At 43.2% G+C, this 17,927-nt stretch carries 17 protein-coding genes, 1 tRNA gene, 1 other RNA gene and 1 pseudogene; 3 read left to right on the top strand and 17 right to left on the bottom strand.

What is annotated here, in order from left to right:
- Positions 1–26: 26 nt before the first annotated feature.
- The 4 genes and pseudogenes from asnS to I872_RS12410 form a co-directional block, all read right to left on the bottom strand.
- The gene (gene asnS / locus I872_RS02185) at positions 27–1,373 is read right to left on the bottom strand and encodes an asparagine--tRNA ligase (protein ID WP_015604525.1); all 1,347 of its coding nucleotides are present in this window, start codon (positions 1,371–1,373) and stop codon (positions 27–29) included.
- Positions 1,374–1,393: 20 nt separating this feature from the next.
- A complete protein-coding gene (locus tag I872_RS02180; protein ID WP_015604524.1) occupies positions 1,394–1,759 on the bottom strand; it encodes a VOC family protein in 366 nt (121 codons plus the stop codon).
- Between the two features lie 2 nt (positions 1,760–1,761).
- Positions 1,762–2,940 (bottom strand): pyridoxal phosphate-dependent aminotransferase, encoded by a 1,179-nt coding sequence (locus I872_RS02175; RefSeq protein WP_015604523.1) that lies wholly within the window; start codon positions 2,938–2,940, stop codon positions 1,762–1,764.
- Positions 2,937–3,423: pseudogene (locus tag I872_RS12410) on the bottom strand (cell wall elongation regulator TseB-like domain-containing protein). The gene I872_RS02175 and the pseudogene I872_RS12410 overlap by 4 nt, the downstream one beginning before the upstream one ends.
- A gap of 85 nt (positions 3,424–3,508) precedes the next feature.
- Here I872_RS12410 and I872_RS02165 point away from each other — a divergent pair.
- Positions 3,509–3,955, top strand: a complete 447-nt coding sequence (locus I872_RS02165) for a MarR family winged helix-turn-helix transcriptional regulator (protein WP_015604521.1) — start codon at positions 3,509–3,511, stop codon at positions 3,953–3,955.
- 88 nt (positions 3,956–4,043) lie between these two features.
- Positions 4,044–4,592, top strand: coding sequence for an NADPH-dependent FMN reductase (locus tag I872_RS02160; protein ID WP_015604520.1), 549 nt, complete (start codon positions 4,044–4,046; stop codon positions 4,590–4,592).
- A 53-nt stretch (positions 4,593–4,645) separates the two neighbouring features.
- Here I872_RS02160 and I872_RS02155 read toward each other — a convergent pair whose 3' ends face one another.
- The 13 genes from I872_RS02155 to I872_RS02100 all read right to left on the bottom strand — a co-directional run bounded on the left by I872_RS02155 (position 4,646) and on the right by I872_RS02100 (position 15,196).
- Positions 4,646–5,341 carry an LrgB family protein gene (locus tag I872_RS02155; RefSeq protein WP_015604519.1) on the bottom strand — a complete coding sequence of 232 codons (696 nt, stop codon included), beginning with the start codon at positions 5,339–5,341 and terminating at the stop codon, positions 4,646–4,648.
- Positions 5,334–5,714, bottom strand: a complete 381-nt coding sequence (locus I872_RS02150) for a CidA/LrgA family protein (RefSeq protein WP_015604518.1) — start codon at positions 5,712–5,714, stop codon at positions 5,334–5,336. Before I872_RS02150 ends, I872_RS02155 begins: the two co-directional genes overlap by 8 nt.
- Positions 5,715–5,924: 210 nt before the next feature.
- Positions 5,925–6,012: transfer RNA gene (locus I872_RS02145), tRNA-Ser, on the bottom strand.
- Between the two features lie 38 nt (positions 6,013–6,050).
- Positions 6,051–6,875, bottom strand: coding sequence for a DUF695 domain-containing protein (locus tag I872_RS02140; protein ID WP_015604517.1), 825 nt, complete (start codon positions 6,873–6,875; stop codon positions 6,051–6,053).
- A 587-nt stretch (positions 6,876–7,462) separates the two neighbouring features.
- Positions 7,463–7,811: a transfer-messenger RNA gene (gene ssrA / locus I872_RS10765) on the bottom strand.
- A gap of 107 nt (positions 7,812–7,918) precedes the next feature.
- Positions 7,919–8,404: a thioesterase family protein gene (locus I872_RS02135; protein ID WP_015604516.1), complete on the bottom strand. Its 486-nt coding sequence runs from the start codon at positions 8,402–8,404 to the stop codon at positions 7,919–7,921.
- A 257-nt stretch (positions 8,405–8,661) separates the two neighbouring features.
- Positions 8,662–8,997: a YlbF/YmcA family competence regulator gene (locus tag I872_RS02130; RefSeq protein ID WP_015604515.1), complete on the bottom strand. Its 336-nt coding sequence runs from the start codon at positions 8,995–8,997 to the stop codon at positions 8,662–8,664.
- 18 nt (positions 8,998–9,015) lie between these two features.
- Positions 9,016–10,122, bottom strand: a complete 1,107-nt coding sequence (locus I872_RS02125) for a prephenate dehydrogenase (protein ID WP_015604514.1) — start codon at positions 10,120–10,122, stop codon at positions 9,016–9,018.
- A 16-nt stretch (positions 10,123–10,138) separates the two neighbouring features.
- Entirely contained in the window at positions 10,139–11,305 is a 1,167-nt protein-coding gene (gene aroC / locus I872_RS02120) for a chorismate synthase (protein WP_015604513.1), read from the bottom strand.
- A gap of 89 nt (positions 11,306–11,394) precedes the next feature.
- On the bottom strand, positions 11,395–12,462 hold the full coding sequence (gene aroB, locus I872_RS02115) for a 3-dehydroquinate synthase (protein WP_015604512.1): 1,068 nt from the start codon (positions 12,460–12,462) through the stop codon (positions 11,395–11,397).
- Positions 12,463–12,514: 52 nt separating this feature from the next.
- Positions 12,515–13,369, bottom strand: a complete 855-nt coding sequence (locus I872_RS02110; RefSeq protein ID WP_015604511.1) for a shikimate dehydrogenase — start codon at positions 13,367–13,369, stop codon at positions 12,515–12,517.
- Positions 13,359–14,036 (bottom strand): type I 3-dehydroquinate dehydratase, encoded by a 678-nt coding sequence (aroD, locus tag I872_RS02105; protein WP_015604510.1) that lies wholly within the window; start codon positions 14,034–14,036, stop codon positions 13,359–13,361. Before aroD ends, I872_RS02110 begins: the two co-directional genes overlap by 11 nt.
- Positions 14,033–15,196, bottom strand: a complete 1,164-nt coding sequence (locus I872_RS02100; RefSeq protein ID WP_015604509.1) for a class I SAM-dependent rRNA methyltransferase — start codon at positions 15,194–15,196, stop codon at positions 14,033–14,035. Before I872_RS02100 ends, aroD begins: the two co-directional genes overlap by 4 nt.
- Positions 15,197–15,659: 463 nt before the next feature.
- Here I872_RS02100 and I872_RS02095 point away from each other — a divergent pair, with 463 nt between their 5' ends.
- Positions 15,660–17,861, top strand: coding sequence for an LTA synthase family protein (locus I872_RS02095; RefSeq protein WP_015604508.1), 2,202 nt, complete (start codon positions 15,660–15,662; stop codon positions 17,859–17,861).
- The last annotated feature ends 66 nt before the right edge of the window (positions 17,862–17,927 follow it).

Here is a 17,927-nt window from a genome sequence, read left to right as displayed (position 1 = left end):
AACGCCCCCTGGGCGTTTGATTCGTTTTATGGTTTAATACGGTGCAGCATACGAGGGAATGGAATGGCTTCACGGATATGTTTAGTTCCTGCTACAAAGGTTACCATACGCTCGATACCGATACCGAAGCCACCGTGTGGAACAGATCCATACTTACGAAGATCAAGGTAGAATTCATATTCTGTCGTATCCATACCAAGATCATTCATTTTAGCAACAAGAGCATCGTAGTCTTCCTCACGCATAGAACCACCGATGATTTCACCGTAGCCTTCTGGAGCAAGCAAGTCTGCACAGAGGACGCGATCTGGATTTCCAGGAACTGGTTTCATATAGAAAGCCTTGATAGCTGCTGGGTAGTTCACAACAAATGTTGGTACACCAAAGTGGTTTGAAATCCATGTTTCATGCGGTGAACCAAAGTCATCGCCATGCTCAAGATGCTCGTAGTCTGCATCCTCATCATTTTCATGGGCTTGCAAGAGGTCAATCGCTTCATCGTAGGTAACGCGCTTGAACGGCTCAGCAACGTAGCGTTTCAAGAGTTCTACATCACGTTCCAATGTTTCCAAAGCTTGAGGAGCACGGTCCAATACACCTTGAATCAAGGCTTTGACATAAGCTTCCTGCAAGTCGAGTGACTCATCGTGAGTAACAAAATTATACTCCGCATCCATCATCCAGAACTCTGTCAAATGACGGCGAGTTTTTGATTTTTCTGCACGGAATACTGGACCAAAGTCAAAGACACGTCCCAGAGCCATAGCCCCCGCTTCAAGGTAGAGCTGACCAGATTGGCTCAAGTAAGCTGGAGTTCCAAAGTAGTCTGTTTCAAAGAGCTCAGTCGAATCCTCTGCCGCATTTCCTGACAAGATTGGGCTGTCAAACTTCATAAAGCCATTCTTGTCAAAAAATTCATAGGTAGCGTAGATAATGGCATTGCGGATTTGCATCATAGCCACTTGCTTGCGAGAACGCAGCCACAAGTGACGGTTGTCCATGAGGAAGTCAGTTCCGTGTTCTTTCGGCGTGATTGGATAGTCATTCGATTCACCGATGATTTCGATATCTGTAATGTCCAGCTCGTAGCCAAATTTTGAGCGCTCGTCTTCCTTGACAATCCCTGTCACATAAACAGACGTTTCTTGGCTCAAGCGTTTGATAGTATCAAACTTTTCAAGTCCTACTTCTTCGCCAAATTTCTCAATAAAGTTAGGCTTGAAAGCTACGCCTTGGAAAAAGGCAGAACCATCACGCAACTGCAAGAAAGCAATTTTCCCTTTTCCTGATTTGTTGGCTACCCAAGCACCAATCGTTACTTCTTCACCAACATGATTTTTTACATCAATAATTGTTACATTTTTCTTCGACACGTTTTTTCTCTTTTCTATTTTTATTCTTTGTGGCAGACTACTTCGACATTATTTCCATCTGGATCTAGAATAAAAGCTGCATAATAAGGAAGATGGTCACTCCTATAATCAGGGGCGCCATTGTTTCTTCCTCCTGCCTTTAAACCGGCTTCATAGCAATCCTGAACTTGCTCATGGTTTTCTGCAAAAAAAGCAAAGTGAATAGGAGCCTGCTCTCCCTTTCCTAACCAAAAATCTCCACCAGGATGAGGACTGTTGGGGGCAACAAAACTGAGTAGAGAGTCAGTTCTAAAATCCAATTCGTAGCCAAGAGGAGCAAGAAAGCTTGTATAAAAGTCTTTTGAAATTTGCAAATCCTTTACTTTAATCTCAAAATGATCAATCATTCTTACTTCTCCATGAAATCCTTGAGACGTTGAACCGCTTCTTTTAGGGTATCCATATCCGTCGCATAGCTGAGGCGGACATTTTCTGGCGCACCAAATCCATCCCCTGTCACCAAAGCAACTCCTACTTCTTCTAAAATCGCTGTGGTAAAGGCTGTAACATCTGTATAACCTTTCATTTCCATCGCTTTTTTAACATTTGGAAAGAGGTAGAAGGCTCCCTGAGGTTTAACGACTTCAAAGCCAGGCACTTGAGCCAGCAAAGGATAAATAGTATTCAGGCGTTCTTCAAAGGCCAATCTCATATTTTCGACCGTATCCTGACTACCCGTCAAGGCCTCAATGGCTGCATATTGCGCCACCGCTGTTGGATTAGAAGTCGTTTGCCCTGCAACCTTGCTCATGGCTGAGATAATCTCAGGCTCACCTACAGCATAGCCAATCCGCCAGCCCGTCATAGAGTAGCTCTTAGAAACCCCATTGATGACGACCGTTTGCTTGCGAATTTCCTCTGACAGACTGGAAATCGGCGTAAACTTATTACCATTGTAAACTAAACGACCATAAATATCGTCAGCTAAGATCAGGATATCATGCTCAACAGCCCAGTTTCCAATAGCCAGAAGCTCTTCCGCTGTATAAATCATACCAGTCGGATTAGACGGCGAGTTCAGAACCAAGACCTTGGTCTTCTCAGTGCGGACGTCTTCCAGCTGGGCAACTGTCACCTTAAAGTTGTTTTCTTCTGTCGCTTGAGCAAAAACAGGCTTTCCTTCAGCCATCAAGATCTGATCGGCATAGCTGACCCAATAAGGCGTCGGAATGATGACTTCATCTCCTGGATCAATCACGCTCATAAAGAAGGTGTATAGAGTGAACTTAGCACCCGTTGCTACTGTTACTTGATTTGGCTGAATCTCATAGCCGTAATACTTGGCAAAATAGTCTACAACCGCTGTTTTCAGCTCAGGCAGGCCACTTGTTACCGTATAAAAACTGGCTCTGCCATCCTCAATCGCTGCCATCGCTGCTTGCTGAATATTCTTAGGCGTCGGAAAATCTGGCTCTCCCAAGGTCAAAGAAAGGATATCCCTGCCTTCAGCCTTCAAAGCTTTCGCTCTGGCTGCCGCCGCCAGAGTCACACTTTCTTCCATATTTAAAACACGATTGGATAATTTCATAGCCCCTCCTTGCTGAGCAATGTCTTGCTTTCAAATCCGATATTGTAATAAGTGCTTCCAGACTTAATTTCCCAAACAGGCTGACCGTCTAAGTAACCAAAGTGGTCTTATCAATAGAGGTCGCTCCTTTTTCCTTGGCTACTTGCTCGGCCTCTGCCTGACTCATCCCATCTTGCAAGTGATAGACATGGATTTTATTGGAATTTTTGGAAATCAGAACAGCTTCTTCCTCTTTTTACTATTTGTCCCAATCAAGCTATAGTAGGACTCTTTGCCATTGTAAATCGAAAAGCTCGTCAGACTTTCCAAACCTGCATATTCCTTAGCGATTTTTTGAGAGCCCTCCTTGGCTGACTGCCAAGGCTCGATAGCAAGGTGCAAGATCGTAAAAAATGAAAAAACAAGCGCCGTGAGGACGAGGAAAAGCCCGATTGCATAGTGCCTTATAGGAAATTCAGCCTTTTCTTTAATTTTATGTTTCACTGAATCATTATACTACAAATAGCCTGATTTTTCTAGGACTTTTATCACATTTGCATTTATTACTACTTATTGATAAAATGTTGCTATGAAAATAACTGAAAACCTAGACAAGGATACTCTACTGGACCTCAAGACAATTATCGTGCTCCATAAGGCGGAGCGCACCATTCGTAATCTCGAAGCTCAAATTTTTAAAAAGCACAATTTGACGCCAACCCAATTTTCCGTTTTAGAAACCTTATATAGCAAAGGAGAGTTGCGGATTCAAGATTTGATTGACAGCATGCTGGCTACTTCGGGAAATATGACGGTCGTTATCAAAAATATGGAAAGAGATGGCTGGATTAGTCGTAGCTGTGATCCCAATGACCGCCGTTCCTTTCGCATTCAACTAACTGATCAAGGCCAGAAAAAAATCGAGGCTGTCCTACCAGAGCACATGGCCAATATCCGCCACATGACTGACCTCCTCTCCCAAAACGACAAAGAAGATTTGGTGCGGATTTTAAAAACTTTCAAAAAGCTGAGCTAAATTATTGCTAATTAGTGATAATTGTTGTAACATAGACAGTAACAAGAGGGAGACCTCTTAAAATAAAGATAAAATGGAGGACACATTTATGTCTAAAGTACTATTTATTGTTGGCTCACTTCGTCAAGGTTCATTCAATCATCAGTTGGCAGCTCAAGCAGAAAAAGCTCTAGCTGGTAAAGCTGAGGTATCTTATCTTGATTACAAGGATGTTCCATTTTTTAACCAAGACCTCGAAAGTCCAGCTCCAGCTGCTGTTGCTAAGGTTCGTGAAGAAATCCTTGCAGCCGATGCTATCTGGATCTTCTCACCTGTCTACAACTGGGCTATCCCAGGCGTTGTGAAAAACTTGCTCGACTGGACTTCACGCGCGCTTGATTTGTCAGATCCAAGCGGTCCTTCTGCCCTCAACGCCAAAGTGGTGACTGTCTCGTCTGTTGCTAACGGCACTTCACCTGACGAGGTCTTCAAGCACTACCGTAGCCTCTTTCCATTCATTCGTATGAATGTAGTAGACCAATTTACTGGTGTCGGTATCAATCCAGAAGCTTGGGGAACTGGTCAACTGACTATTGCAGAAGACAAACTCGTTGAGCTGTCTGCCCAAGCAGATGCCCTCCTAGCAGCTATCAACTAAGATAAAATAAAAACATGAAGCAAGATTTCCCAGAAATACTGCTTCATGTTTTTTTATTTTAAGATAATAGCTGCGACGATTGGACTGACGATCACATACATGATTCCTGTCACGCCGATTGCAAGACCTGCCATAGCTCCAGCAACATGTCCATATTTGAAAGCCGTTCCGGTACCAACTGCATGCCCCGTGCCACCTAAAGCTAGACCAACTGCTACTGGATCCTTAATTTTTAGCAGTTTCAGAATAGTTGGTCCCATGACACTTGTCAAAATACCTGTCGCCACAACAACAACCAGAGTGACGGTTGTCAAGCCCTGCATTTTATCAGTAATACCCACTGCCATCGCTGTTGTGACAGATTTTGGAAATAGGGAAATCGCTAAAAAGAAGTCCATCCCGAAGAATTTCGCGAGCAGAGCCGTGAAAGTCGTATTGACCACTACAGCCACAAAGGTTCCTAGCAGAATACTGCGAGCGTGGTGCTTCATCAGGTGAAAGGTTTTGTACAGCGGAATCCCCAAAGCAACCGTTGACGGAACGATTAAATTATTCAAATAAGCCCCACCGACATAGTAGTCCTTATAAGAAATACCTGTTAATTTCAAGAAAGCAATAACCAAAATCGCTGCTAAAAGGAGAGGCGTTGTCAAAGGATGAGGAAATCTGCGGAAAATCAGCATCCCAATGAGGTAGGCAAAAATGGACAAGGCAAGCCCAAATAACGGGTTACTCCATAGATTAGACATGATCCACCCCTCCTTCCTCATAATCGCCTTCAAAATGCTGCTTGATGAACTGTACGACAAGGGCAATGACGACCATATTTAAGACAATAGCGCCGAGGATAATCAGAATAATTGGCAGCAGATAAGGGGCAATCACATGAAACTTATCCATAATCCCTACAGCCGGAGGTAGAAAAAGAATGGTCATATTGGCTAACAGAAAGTTGCCGACCATACTGACATGTCGGAGTCTCAATAACTTAAACTGCAAAGCAAGAAATAGCAAGATTAAGCCGATAATACTACCTGGAATGGGAAGATGGAAGACACTTGATATCCCCTCTCCAATGATGGAAATCGAGAAAATAATCATCAACTGGACATATAACTTCATGCAGAACCTCCGAAACTTTCTATGTACAGTTTACTCCTTTTCAGAAAAATTTCAAGGTTTTTATCAAATAAAAAAGATGGAAACGAATCCATCTGATTGCTTGCATACTATCCTTACTTCTATATTCTCGGAGTCTAGCATTAAACAAAGTGATTGTCGTTCTTCGTCCTGCTATCAAAAAAACGCCTTTAGGCGCTTCTTGAAATACAACGGAAGACATGGGATTCGAACCCACGCACGCTTTTACACGCCTACTGCGTTTCCAACACAGCCTCTTAAGCCTCTTGAGTAATCTTCCATAAAAGAGAAAGACCCGCTTTCTCAAAGCTTTATCCATTATACCACATTGCAGCTCCAGCCGCTATACTTTCCGTTATATTTTTTCGAAATTTCTATTAATTCCCAAACATGTTGGTTGATGCTAGGGAGCTCGGTAGTATCAAATCGCGCTATTTTCAGTTTATAAGGTCGAGGATCGCCTTCTTTTTTCTTTTTAGAAGAAACATCATAATCGAGAGCAGAGACATCCCCCATAAATGAAACACGATCTTCGTAAGTCTCAAAACTAAACTTATGAGTGATTTCCCTTAGTTGACTGTGGTCATCCCCGTCTTTTTCTAAGCGATACCAGATGCGTTGGTTTAAAATAGATTGATACTCATACTCATTTGGATACAAGAAGTCAAAGTATTGTTTCCAGTCAGGATCCACTAAGGTAGCTGAACTATACTGATACTTAGAAAATTGCTCCATCACCTGAGCAATGACAGGCATATGTTTTTCTCTATTTTTCAAATAATAATAAAACTCAATATGACCATCTGTGATAACCACTCCGACATAGATAGCCGCAATGCGCTTCATCGCTTCTGAAAGACGATCTTCGATAAGGTTCAGATTAGAAAATTCATCATAATCTGGAAAACCTGTTTCTGGATCAACATTCAAAATAGCGATTTTCAAACGTAGTGCATAAGTATAAGATGGATAGGGAGCGACAGAATCCAACGCTAAATTTAGACGTATACTAGCCATTCGCCCGTCAATCAGAGTCGAAAAAGAGCCCCATTCATTCGGAAGATTCTCTAAATCAGCAGAAATCTCCTCAATGGGTAGATGACTGTCTTGACTTGTCCCTAAGATTTTTCCAAAAAAACTCATATCATCAAAAACCTCATTTACATATCCCTATGGAGTTTAGTGGAGAAGTCAGGAAAGCTTTAAAATCAATACACTTTTGTTTTCTAGCCCTCTTCCTAACTCTTTCTAAAAATCCGAAAAACTCCTTCAACTTTACTAGTATATCATATTTTAGAAGATTATCAAATCCTTTAATTTTTGAGAAAACAGAGTGACATATCTTTTGCTCTATTTTGATAGGTTGAAGACCATTATAAAGGACATCTGTTTCATGCGCTCTATTCGATTTTCAAAGAAGGATATGAGAGAACGCTTCGCTAATTATATTGATTTTTAGAGAGTGGGACAGAAATCGGTAATTCGTTAGAATTCGATTTCGTCGTCCCACCTCCGCACAGTTGAGTAGGGCTGTAAAAGCTGATGAAATCAGCCTAGTAGAGCCCACTCAACCACTGCGTCTTGCTCGACAATCCAAAGACAATTGAGAGGCTAGGACTTTTGTCCCAGCCTCTTGTTGTATCCCTTTTTCGAAAAGGTTCGGGAAGGTTTAGAAAGTACAAAATAAAAAACGCTGATAAATCAACGTTTCAGAAAGGTTTAGAAACCAAAAATGGAGCCGGTGGGAGTCGAACCCACGTCCAAACACCTGCCAACACATTTGTCTACGACCATAGGCCATGTCTTCATTTAACTTAGCTTTGACACATGGCTCAAGCCCAAGCTAAGCGAGTCTATCAATCTCTTGTAAAATCCCTAGACTTGATTTTACCGTAGCTTGCTCATAATAAGACCTGTCATCAGACACAAGCAATCCGAATCAGGTCACGCTGGCTGGTTTTTAAGCAGCTAAAGCGTAAGAATTGTTATTTTTTGCAGTTATATTTAACTGGCGTTTTACATCCGCTAGATGAGTCGCAAAATATGCCTCATAATGCCTGTCGAATCCGTAACGACCCCAAGACAATAAACTATTATACCAAAATAATGCTCCCATTGCAAAAATCAAGATAAGATTACTCAAACATACTAAAATTTCCTTGATACAATGCATCAAGGGAATTTGACTACATATGATCTTTCACTGCAACTGCTATCATTCTAGCCTTGGCTCTTTGCTGTCCTGCAACTGACATCTCCATGACGATTATAGCTTTCCTTGCTCCCAACTCCTCAAGATGCGAAGTGACGATGATTTCTTGGTCAATAGGCGTCGGGCTCTGGTAATCAACTTCTAAGCGAGCTGTGATAAAGCGTCCAATAACTGTATCTTCGGTCAAGTCTAAGCCTTTCTCTTGATGGGCAAACCAAGCCGCTGAAGCCGTTCCATGGCAATCAAAAATCATAGCAATCATGCCACCAAAGAGATTGGCTGGCACACCACCAGTGTAGTGAGATTCTGGTCGTATTCTAGTGACACATTCCTTCCCATCCAAGCTAGGATAAGTCTTTAAATGCAGACCTAGTTCATTCTTAGGGCCACAGCCCCAGCAATGTTGAAATCGGTCGCCATATGTATCTTGAATAGCAATCTTTCTTGTTTCTAAAGTCATACCAGTTCCTTTCAAAAATCAGAGTGTAAGCGTTTTTTTGATTATTATATCAGCCCTAGAGGCAATAGTAAATAGAAAGTCAGCCAATATATTTTAATTGTTGCTATAATCTGATTTTATAGAGAGTACCTTAGTTTCTACCTCTTTCTTGCATTAAAAATACTCATTTTCAGTCTTAATAGCCTTTCTAAAGCACAGAAAAACCAAGAAAGCCAAATCCGGCTTCTTGGTTTCATCTAATTTTAGAACTTCTTCTATTAGAATAGTTCCTGAATCGGTTCAAAAATAATCCGTTCAATATCAGACAAGTAGACAGAGAGTTGTTGCTGCTTGTTAAAGAAAGCTGACAAAAGATCATTTCCTTGAATTTTATCTCCAAAACTCTGCATTTTTTCCTGAATATCTGGAGTCGGCATTTGACCTGTTTGAGCCAGTTGCTGCAGCTCTTTCTGGAAAGCTAGGTAGTCATCAAAAATAGCTTTGGCTTCACTGTCCGCATTGATAGCCTGCTTGCTTTCTACTACGGCTTTGTATTCTGGCATTTCGCGAAGTCCACGACTGAGTTCATTGGCTAAATCATAGATATTTGTCATAAGATTCTCCATTTCTTTTTAGTCCAAAAATACTTCATAAACAGTATTTTCTCTTACTATTTTAGCAGATTTTTCCAAGTCTTGGCGATTTTTAAAGGTAATTTGCAGAATACCGTGGGTATCTTCGCGGTTTTCCTCGTTGATACGGATATTGACGACGGAAGTTCCTCTTAGTAATTCTAGCACACCAAGAATGGCTCCTTCTTCATCAGGAACGTTGATAAAGAGGTCATAAAAGCTATCCACACCAGCCCGCTTATGAATTTCCATCTGCTTGCGGCTTTGCCGGCCTCGGTCGAAAAATTCCCAGATAGCTGTCTCGTCCTTAGCCTCAATCGCTGCGGCAACCTTGTCTAGCTGGTTTTTAAAATCTTCCATCCGCTCCAAAATGGCTTCAGGATTTGTCAAGAGGATAGAGGTCCACATACCTGGCTCACTCTCTGCAATCCGTGTCATATCGCGAAAACCACCAGCTGCAAAAGACTGGGTCAGCTCATGCTCTTGGCTATAAGCTGCCGCTTGCTCCATAAGGCTGGAGGCTAAGATATGCGGAAAATGACTGATTTGACTGGTCACTCGGTCATGCTCGGCTGCGTCCACCTGGATAAAACGGGCATTAAGACCACTCAGTAAGTCCTGCATTTCCTCAAGCGTACCAGGCTTGGTCAGGCTAGAGGGGGTGAAAATATAATAGGCATTTTCAAAGAGAGTGACATGGGCGGCCTTGGCTCCGGTCTTGTGACTTCCGGCCATGGGATGAGCACCGACAAAGCGGACGGGTCTATTCTGTAGATACTTTTCTGCTGCAGCCACAATCCTTAACTTGGTCGATCCAGCATCGGAGATGATAACATTTTCCTTCAGGTTCAGCTCCGCTAAGTCCTTGATAAATGCTATGGTCTGCTTGATGGGCACAGCCAGAATAATCACATCAGCCAATGGAGCAAAGGCCGCAAAATCATCCGTTACCCGATCTACCATTCCCCGCTCTAATGCAACTCTGCGCGATTCTTCACTGCGATTGTAGCCAAGAATCTCTATTTCAGGATGAGCTCGCCTGATGCCCAGAGCCAAGGAAGCTCCAATCAGTCCCAGTCCTGCGATATAGACTCTTTTTCTCTCCATGCCCTTCTCCTTACTTCTAAAAGTTCTTGACAAATTCCCGATGGCGGGCTACTGCATCCTTTAGTTCTTCTAAATTGTCCGAAGAAAACTTCTCTAGGACTTCAGTGGCTAAAACTGTTGCCACCACGCTTTCCATGACAACACCCGCCGCTGGAAGAGCCGTAGGATCGCTCCGTTCCACTGTCGCCTTATAAGGCTCGTGGGTCTCAATATCCACGCTCATCAGTGGCTTGTAAAGGGTTGGAATGGGCTTCATAACCCCGCGCACTACGATTGGCTGACCATTGGTCATACCGCCCTCAAAGCCGCCTAGATTATTGGTTCGGCGAGTGAAGCCATCTTCCTCAGACCAAAGGATTTCATCCATGACTTGACTGCCCTTGAGACGGCCGGCTTCAAAGCCCACGCCAAACTCAACTCCCTTGAAAGCATTGATGGACACGACTCCTTGAGCAATCTTGGCATCCAGCTTCTTGTCCCATTGGACATAGGAGCCTAGACCGACCGGCGCACCGCCAACAACAGTCTCAATGACACCACCGATAGTATCCCCGTCTTTCTTAATTTGATCAATGTAGGCCTTGATTTCTTCTTCACGCTCGGGATTGACAATGGAAACCTCAGACTGGGCGGCTCTTTCCTTGATTTCTGCTACAGTCAGATTGTCTGGTACATCGATATCAATACCGCCAAAGGTCACGATATGACTGGCAACCTCTACACCGATTTCTTCCAGTAAGCGCTTGGCTACTGCTCCAACAGCTACACGCATGGTCGTTTCGCGGGCAGAAGAGCGCTCTAGAGAATTTCGCAAATCATCAAAGCGGTATTTCATACCACCAACCAAGTCCGCATGGCCAGGGCGTGGTTTGGTAATCTTACGCAGCCCTTTTTTCTTTTCATCCACATCCGCTGCGCTCATAATCTCCAGCCACTTCTGATGATCCAGATTTGTAACATTGAGGGTAATCGGGCCGCCCATGGTCAAGCCATGCCGAACCCCAGAGGTAATCTCAACTTGGTCACTTTCAATCTTCATGCGGGCACCGCGGCCGTACCCACCCTGGCGGCGCTTGAGCTCAGCATTGATATAGTCAGCGGTCAAAGGAAGACCAGCCGGCACTCCCTCAATAATAGCTGTCAGACGTGGTCCGTGGGATTCTCCTGCAGTTAAGTATCTCATACATTTTCTCCTATTTCTGGGATGGAAAACTGGACATTCTGTCTATTTTTCATCTAAAATGTCCAATCGTCTTAAACTCCACCTGGCACTTATTTCTTCAGAAATTCTTTCATCTCTTCCAGCGGAATCTGGTGAATACTAGCCGACCCTAGCTCGGGCACCAGTACTAGCTTGATAGAGTTGCCTCGAGCTTTCTTATCGTGGGTCAAGGCCTGATAGAGAGCATTTTCATCCCAAGGCTCATGATCCACCGGCAAGCCAAACTTCTGACACATATGGATGATGTCTTCTGTAATTCCGGCTGGCATGAGGCCTTTCTTTTCAGCGGCGCGGGAAACTTGTACCATGCCAATCGCCACAGCTTCACCGTGCATGACTTTTCCGTAGCCTGCTGTCGCTTCGATAGCGTGCCCAATAGTATGACCGAAATTCAGATAGAGGCGGACGCCATTATCCAGCTCGTCCTCGACCACAATCTTACGCTTGACATCGCAAGAATGGTAGATGATGCTCTCTGCATGCTCCAAAATCGACTCTGGACTGCCATCCATTTCTGACAGTTCGTCCCAGAGTTCCTTATCCTCAATCAAGCCGTACTTGACTACCTCGCCCATGCCTTCAATCAATTCACGTTGCCCTAAGGTCTGCAAGACATCTGGGTCAATCAGAACTCCGTCAGGCTGGGTAAAGGTCCCGACCATATTCTTTGCCCAAGGCGTATTGACACCTGTCTTACCACCGATAGAGGAGTCCACTTGAGCTGTCAGACTGGTCGGAATCTGCACGAAATGAATGCCCCGCATATAGGTCGAAGCAGCAAAACCTGCCAAATCACCAACAACGCCGCCACCCAAGGCCACAATACCGTCACTGCGGGTCAGACCAACCTTGACCAAAAACTCATAGACTTTGTTGACCGTCTTTAAATTCTTGCTGGCTTCGCCTTCTAAAAAATCAAAGACAAAAGTCTCAAATCCAGCCGCTGCCAAACTCAGCTTGACCTTTTCCGCATAGAGTCTGCCCACTCGATTGTCCGTGACGATAACCACCTTCTGAGGTTGCCAAAGCTGACTCAGCCAGTTTCCAGCCTGAGATAAGGCACCTTTTTCGATGGTAATATCATAGGGATGATGGGGGAGATTTACATTTAATTTCATAAGCGTCTCCTTGTTTTTCCTGCTCCACCATAGAGGAGCTGAGTACGAGTGACTATTTATACAGAGCTTCTAGCTGCTGCCAAATTTCCTGACAAGGCATGGGTTGTCCTGTCCAAAGCTCAAAAGCTTCTGCTGCCTGATAAAGCAACATACCTAGACCATTCACTGCCTCTACCTTCTGACTTCGAGCCCACTTTAAAAAAGGTGTTTCAAAAGGTTTATAAATCACATCCGCGACTAAAATCTTTGCAGGTAGTTGAATACTTTCTACTAGAGGTAAAGATTCTCCATCCATACCCACACTTGTTCCATTGACCAACAGGTCAGATTGGGTAATTTTCTCCTGTAGAAGAGCCGGGTCTTCCAAGTTCAGCACCTGAATCCTGCTCTTAGTTTGGCGACTGATTGCTACCATCTTGCTGACAGTATTAGCATAGGAGGTCTGCCGAGTAAAAACAAAAATTTCTTCTGCTTGATCCAAAGCAGCTTGAGCGATAATAGCTGTCGCGGCTCCTCCAGCACCTAAAATGGTCATTTTTTTGCGCTGAATAGCAAAAGACGGCAAGCTCTTAAAAAAGCCCTTGCCATCCGTATTATATCCTATCAATGTACCATTTTTATTCACCACGGTATTCACAGCTCCGATAAGACGGGCGCTGGGAGCCAATTCATCAAGATATTGGATGACCTCCTGCTTGTAGGGCATTGACAAATTTATCCCAAACATATCATACCTTCGGATATTAGCAACGGTCGCTTCTAAATCCCCTGCTTCAATTTCCCAAGCAAGGTAGACACCATTGACAGCAGTCTTCTCAAAGGCAGTATTATGAATAAATGGTGAAATGCTATGCTTAATCGGCTTAGCAACAACTGCTGCTAGACGAGTATGGCCATTAATTTTCATTTAAAATCTCCCGCACAACCTTCATGTTTGCTAGAGAAACCTGACCTGGTGCACTCGGCTGCTCAACACTGGCAAAAGACCAGCTTGAACCTGTCAAATCTGCAGCTAAGCGAGAAATCTTCCCAACTTTTCCCATAGAAATCGTTACATACTCTTGTTCAGGGTTCAAAATCTTAAATCCACGAGTATAGTTCATCAGATCCAAGACGTCCTGCTCATTGTGCGCCATGACAGAAACCTTGACCACCTTAGGATTCAAAGAAGTCAATTCTGACAAAATTTCCATCATATTTTCAGGCGTTTCCTCAAAATTATGATAACTGAGAACTAAATTTGGAAACTCGAGCATTTCTTCAAATTTATCTTTATGCGAATAGTATTCAAAATCAACATAGTCTGGCGAATAAAAATTGGCTACTTCTTTGATAAGAGCAACATATTCATCATCTGAGAGATCAATTTCGCCACCTTCTCCGCGACTTCGCAGCGTGAAGAGCAATTCACGTCCAGCAAATTTCTCGAAAATAGCAGGAGCAACGTTCAGAATGCTCTCTTTAGGCAAAAGGTCCGCGCGCCATTCGATAATGTCAGCATCATCATAACGACTCACATCAATTGCTTTAGCCTCTTCTAAACTTCTGGGCATGATTGAAACGACTAATTTCATTTGTTCACCTTAATTGTAAATACCTTGAGGTAGTTACTATTCTCATCTTTCTTATTGTATACAAAGTCTGCTGGTAGACCATATTCCGCTAGATAGCGGTGAGGGACTCCTGCAAATCCTTTTTCAATTTCTTTTTTAAACTTACTTTTAGAAACATTAGCTGCGTTGGTCGAAAGAATCAATGTTCCTTTTGGGCTCAAGATTTCCAAGGCCTGAGCCACCAAACGATGGTAATCTTTCGCAACAGAGAAGGTCTGCTTTTTATTGCGAGCAAAGCTCGGCGGATCTAGGACAATCACATCATATTTTAACTCGTGACGCTTGGCGTATTTGAAGTAATCAAAGACATCCATGACCACGAAACGATGCAGCTCTAAATCCAAACCATTGGCTTCAAAATGCGCTTGGGAAAGCTCGCGGCTACGTTTGGCCAAATCCACCGAAGTTGTTTGACTGGCACCGCCCATGGCAGCTGCCACCGAAAATGCTGCTGTGTAGGAGAACATATTGAGCAGACTTTTTCCGCTAGCTAAGCCGTCAACCAGACTCCCCCGCACTTCGTGCTGGTCCAGAAAAATCCCAGTCATCAGGCCATCATTCATGAAGACTTGATAGCGCACGCCATTCTCCAAAACCGTAAAATAGGCTGGCGCTTCTGCTCCGTAGAGATGGGCAGACTCATAGTCCAAGCTCTTGAAGCGAATCTTCTCGTAAGCTCCAGCGACCTCAGGAAATACCTGCTGGAAAGCAGCCACTATCTGATCCTTGATTGAAAAAACAAAGGAATTGTACCAAGAGAAAACGGCATATTTCTCATAGATATCAACCGTAAAACCGCCAAAACCGTCACCTTCTTGGTTAAACAGGCGATAGGCTGTCGTATCCTCTGCATGACTGTAATAAAAACGCTTGTCTTTAGCTTTTTCAAACAAATGCTGAAAGAAAGCGGAGTTCAGCTCTACCTTAGCATAGGAAATCAGCCAGCCAAGTCCCTTATTTTGTAAGGAGAGATAAGCCGTTCCCAAGAACTTCCCCTGCTGACTATGCAATTCCACACATTGATCGGTGAATGAAAGAGTTGGAAAATCATTCTTATCTAGAACTAAAATTCCTTTTCTCAACTTTTCCTCTGTCTGTTTATTAACAGTAAGTTTCTTCATAAGCATTATTATACCAAATATTGTGAAAATTCTCAAAGCATATTTATTATTTTCACATAATACTTGTTTTAGTAGAAGAAATCTCCAACATTTGCTATCATAAAGAGTCTGGGACAAAAGTCCTAGCCTCTCAATTGTCTTTGGATTGTCGAGCAAGACGCAGTGGTTGAGTGGGCTCTATTACGCTGATTTCATCAGCTTTTACAGCCCTACTCAACTGTGCGGAGGTGGGACGACGAAATCGAATTCTAACGAATTACCGATTTCTGTCCCACTCTCTTCGATTAAAAATTTCCCTATTTCCACTTTCTATTAAAATTATTAGAAGAAGATATACTCTTCATTGTTTTACAAATAAAATAAACTAAGCACTAATTCACCTCAATTTTTCCTCAACTTGAAAAATTGTGATATACTTAGAAAAAGAGAATTTTTAGGAAATAAGACAAGGAAGTACCTTTCTGTGAAAAAAACAACCAAGAATTTACTCAATTTTATGAGTACAAGGCTCGGTTTCGTCTTGAGCTTGCTCACGATTTACTGGTTAAAAACCATGTGGGCTTATACTGTTGATTTTAATTTAGATATTCAAGGAGCCTATCAGATTTTTCTGGCTCTGATTAACCCCTTCCCAATTGGACTTTTGCTGATTGGACTCGCCCTTTATATCAAGCCGACCAAGCTTTTTTATTGTGTCAGCACGGCTATCTACATCTTACTTTTTGTATGGTTGATCTCAAACTCCATCTACTATCGTGAGTTTACCGACTTTGTCACAGTCAATACTATGTTGGCTTCCAGCAAGGTGTCTGCAGGCCTCGGGGCAGCAGCCATGGAGCTCTTCCGCCCTTGGGATGCTATCTATATCATTGATTTCCCAATTCTAGGCTGGCTTTTTTACAAAAAGTATATTCGCTTGGATCATCGTAGGTTTAATATTCGCGCCAGCTTTGCCGTGACATCCCTATCAGCGATGCTCTTTTCGGCCAATCTTTTCCTAGCAGAAATTGATCGTCCAGAGCTCCTGACACGCGGATTTTCCAATTACTATGTCGTTCGCGCGCTCGGACTCCCTGCCTTCCTCGGCTACAGTGCTAATCAAACTTATAGCGCTAATAAAGAGCGTTCCAAAGCCTCTGCCAAAGATCTGGAGCCTGTTGAACAATATATCCAATCCCACTATGCCGAGCCAAACTCTGAATACTACGGCATTGCTAAAGGACGCAATGTATTCTATATCCACTTGGAAAGCTTCCAGCAGTTTCTGATTGACTATAAACTGCAAATGGATGGCAAGGAATACGAAGTTACGCCATTCCTCAACTCGCTTTACCACTCTAATTCAACTTTAGCCTTTTCAAATATCTTTAACCAAGTCAAGGCTGGAAAGACTTCCGACGCAGAAACTATGATTGAAACAGGGCTCTTCGGTCTCAACCAAGGCTCTTTCATGGTCAACTACGGCGGTACCAATACCCAGCAGGCAGCACCTTTTATCCTGTCTAAAAATGGAGATTACACATCTGCTGTTTTCCATGGAAATACAGGCAGTTTCTGGAATCGCAACACCGCTTACAAGCAATGGGGCTATAATTATTTCTTCGATGCATCTTACTTTACCAAGCAAGATGAGACTAACTCCTTCCAGTATGGCTTGAACGATAAGATTATGTTCAAAGATTCCATCAAGTATCTGGAACATTTGCAGCAGCCTTTCTATGCCAAATACATCACCGTCTCCAATCACTATCCTTATACGACCAGCTTGATTGGTGATGAGATTGGTTTCCCACTGGCAGATACCAAAGACGAAACCATCAATGGCTATTTTGCAACAGCAAACTACCTCGACTCAGCTGTCAAAGCTTTCTTTGACTACCTAAAAGAAGCTGGACTGTATGAAAATTCAATTATTGTCCTTTACGGAGACCACTATGGAATTTCTAATTCTCGTAATCCAGCTCTGGCACCTTTGATCAATAAAAATTCTGAGACATGGTCTAGCTATGACAATGCTATGTTACAGAGAGTGCCATACATGGTCGTGATACCTGGAATGGAAAAGGGAAAAATTATCGATACCTTTGGCGGACAAATCGATATGCTACCAACCTTGGAGCATTTATTGGGAATTGACTCCAAAAATTACCTCCAAGTCGGGCAAGACCTCCTCTCACCTCAGCACCAGCAAATCGTGGCCTTCCGCTCAACCAATAACTTTGTAACACCAAAATACACAAGTTATAGCGGCCGCATTTACAACACACAAACTGGTGAGGAGATCACTCTGCCAGACGAGTCAACAACAGCTGAACTAGAAGCTATCCGAACAGCCGCAAATACACAGCTGAAGATGAGCGATACTATTCAGACGGGGGATCTATTCCGCTTTTACACAGGCAATAACCTAGGAAAAGTCAACCCTGATGATTACAACTACATCAACTCTTTGAAAGCCCTCAAGGCCATTGAGAAAGAAAAAGGTGATCAATCGACTAGCCTTTATTCAAAACGTGGCGGTGTATCCTCTGTTGATCTCTTTAATTCACCAAGTTATCGAGCACTTCACCCAGAACAATTTCACTCTAGCACTAGCAGCGAAGAGGGAACTAGCGGAGAGTCCTCCAGTTCTTCTAGCTCCTCCAGTTCAAGTGCCAGCCCCTAAACTATGAGGCTACTCAACTCTTCTTAAAGCATTGAAAAATGTTTTGGGGAGAGTTTTTCTTGTGCA

It is taken from the genome of Streptococcus cristatus AS 1.3089 (assembly GCF_000385925.1).
GTDB lineage: Bacteria > Bacillota > Bacilli > Lactobacillales > Streptococcaceae > Streptococcus > Streptococcus cristatus_B.
The sequence above is the reverse complement of the archived record's forward strand: the minus strand, read 5'-3'. Positions and strand labels throughout refer to the sequence as shown.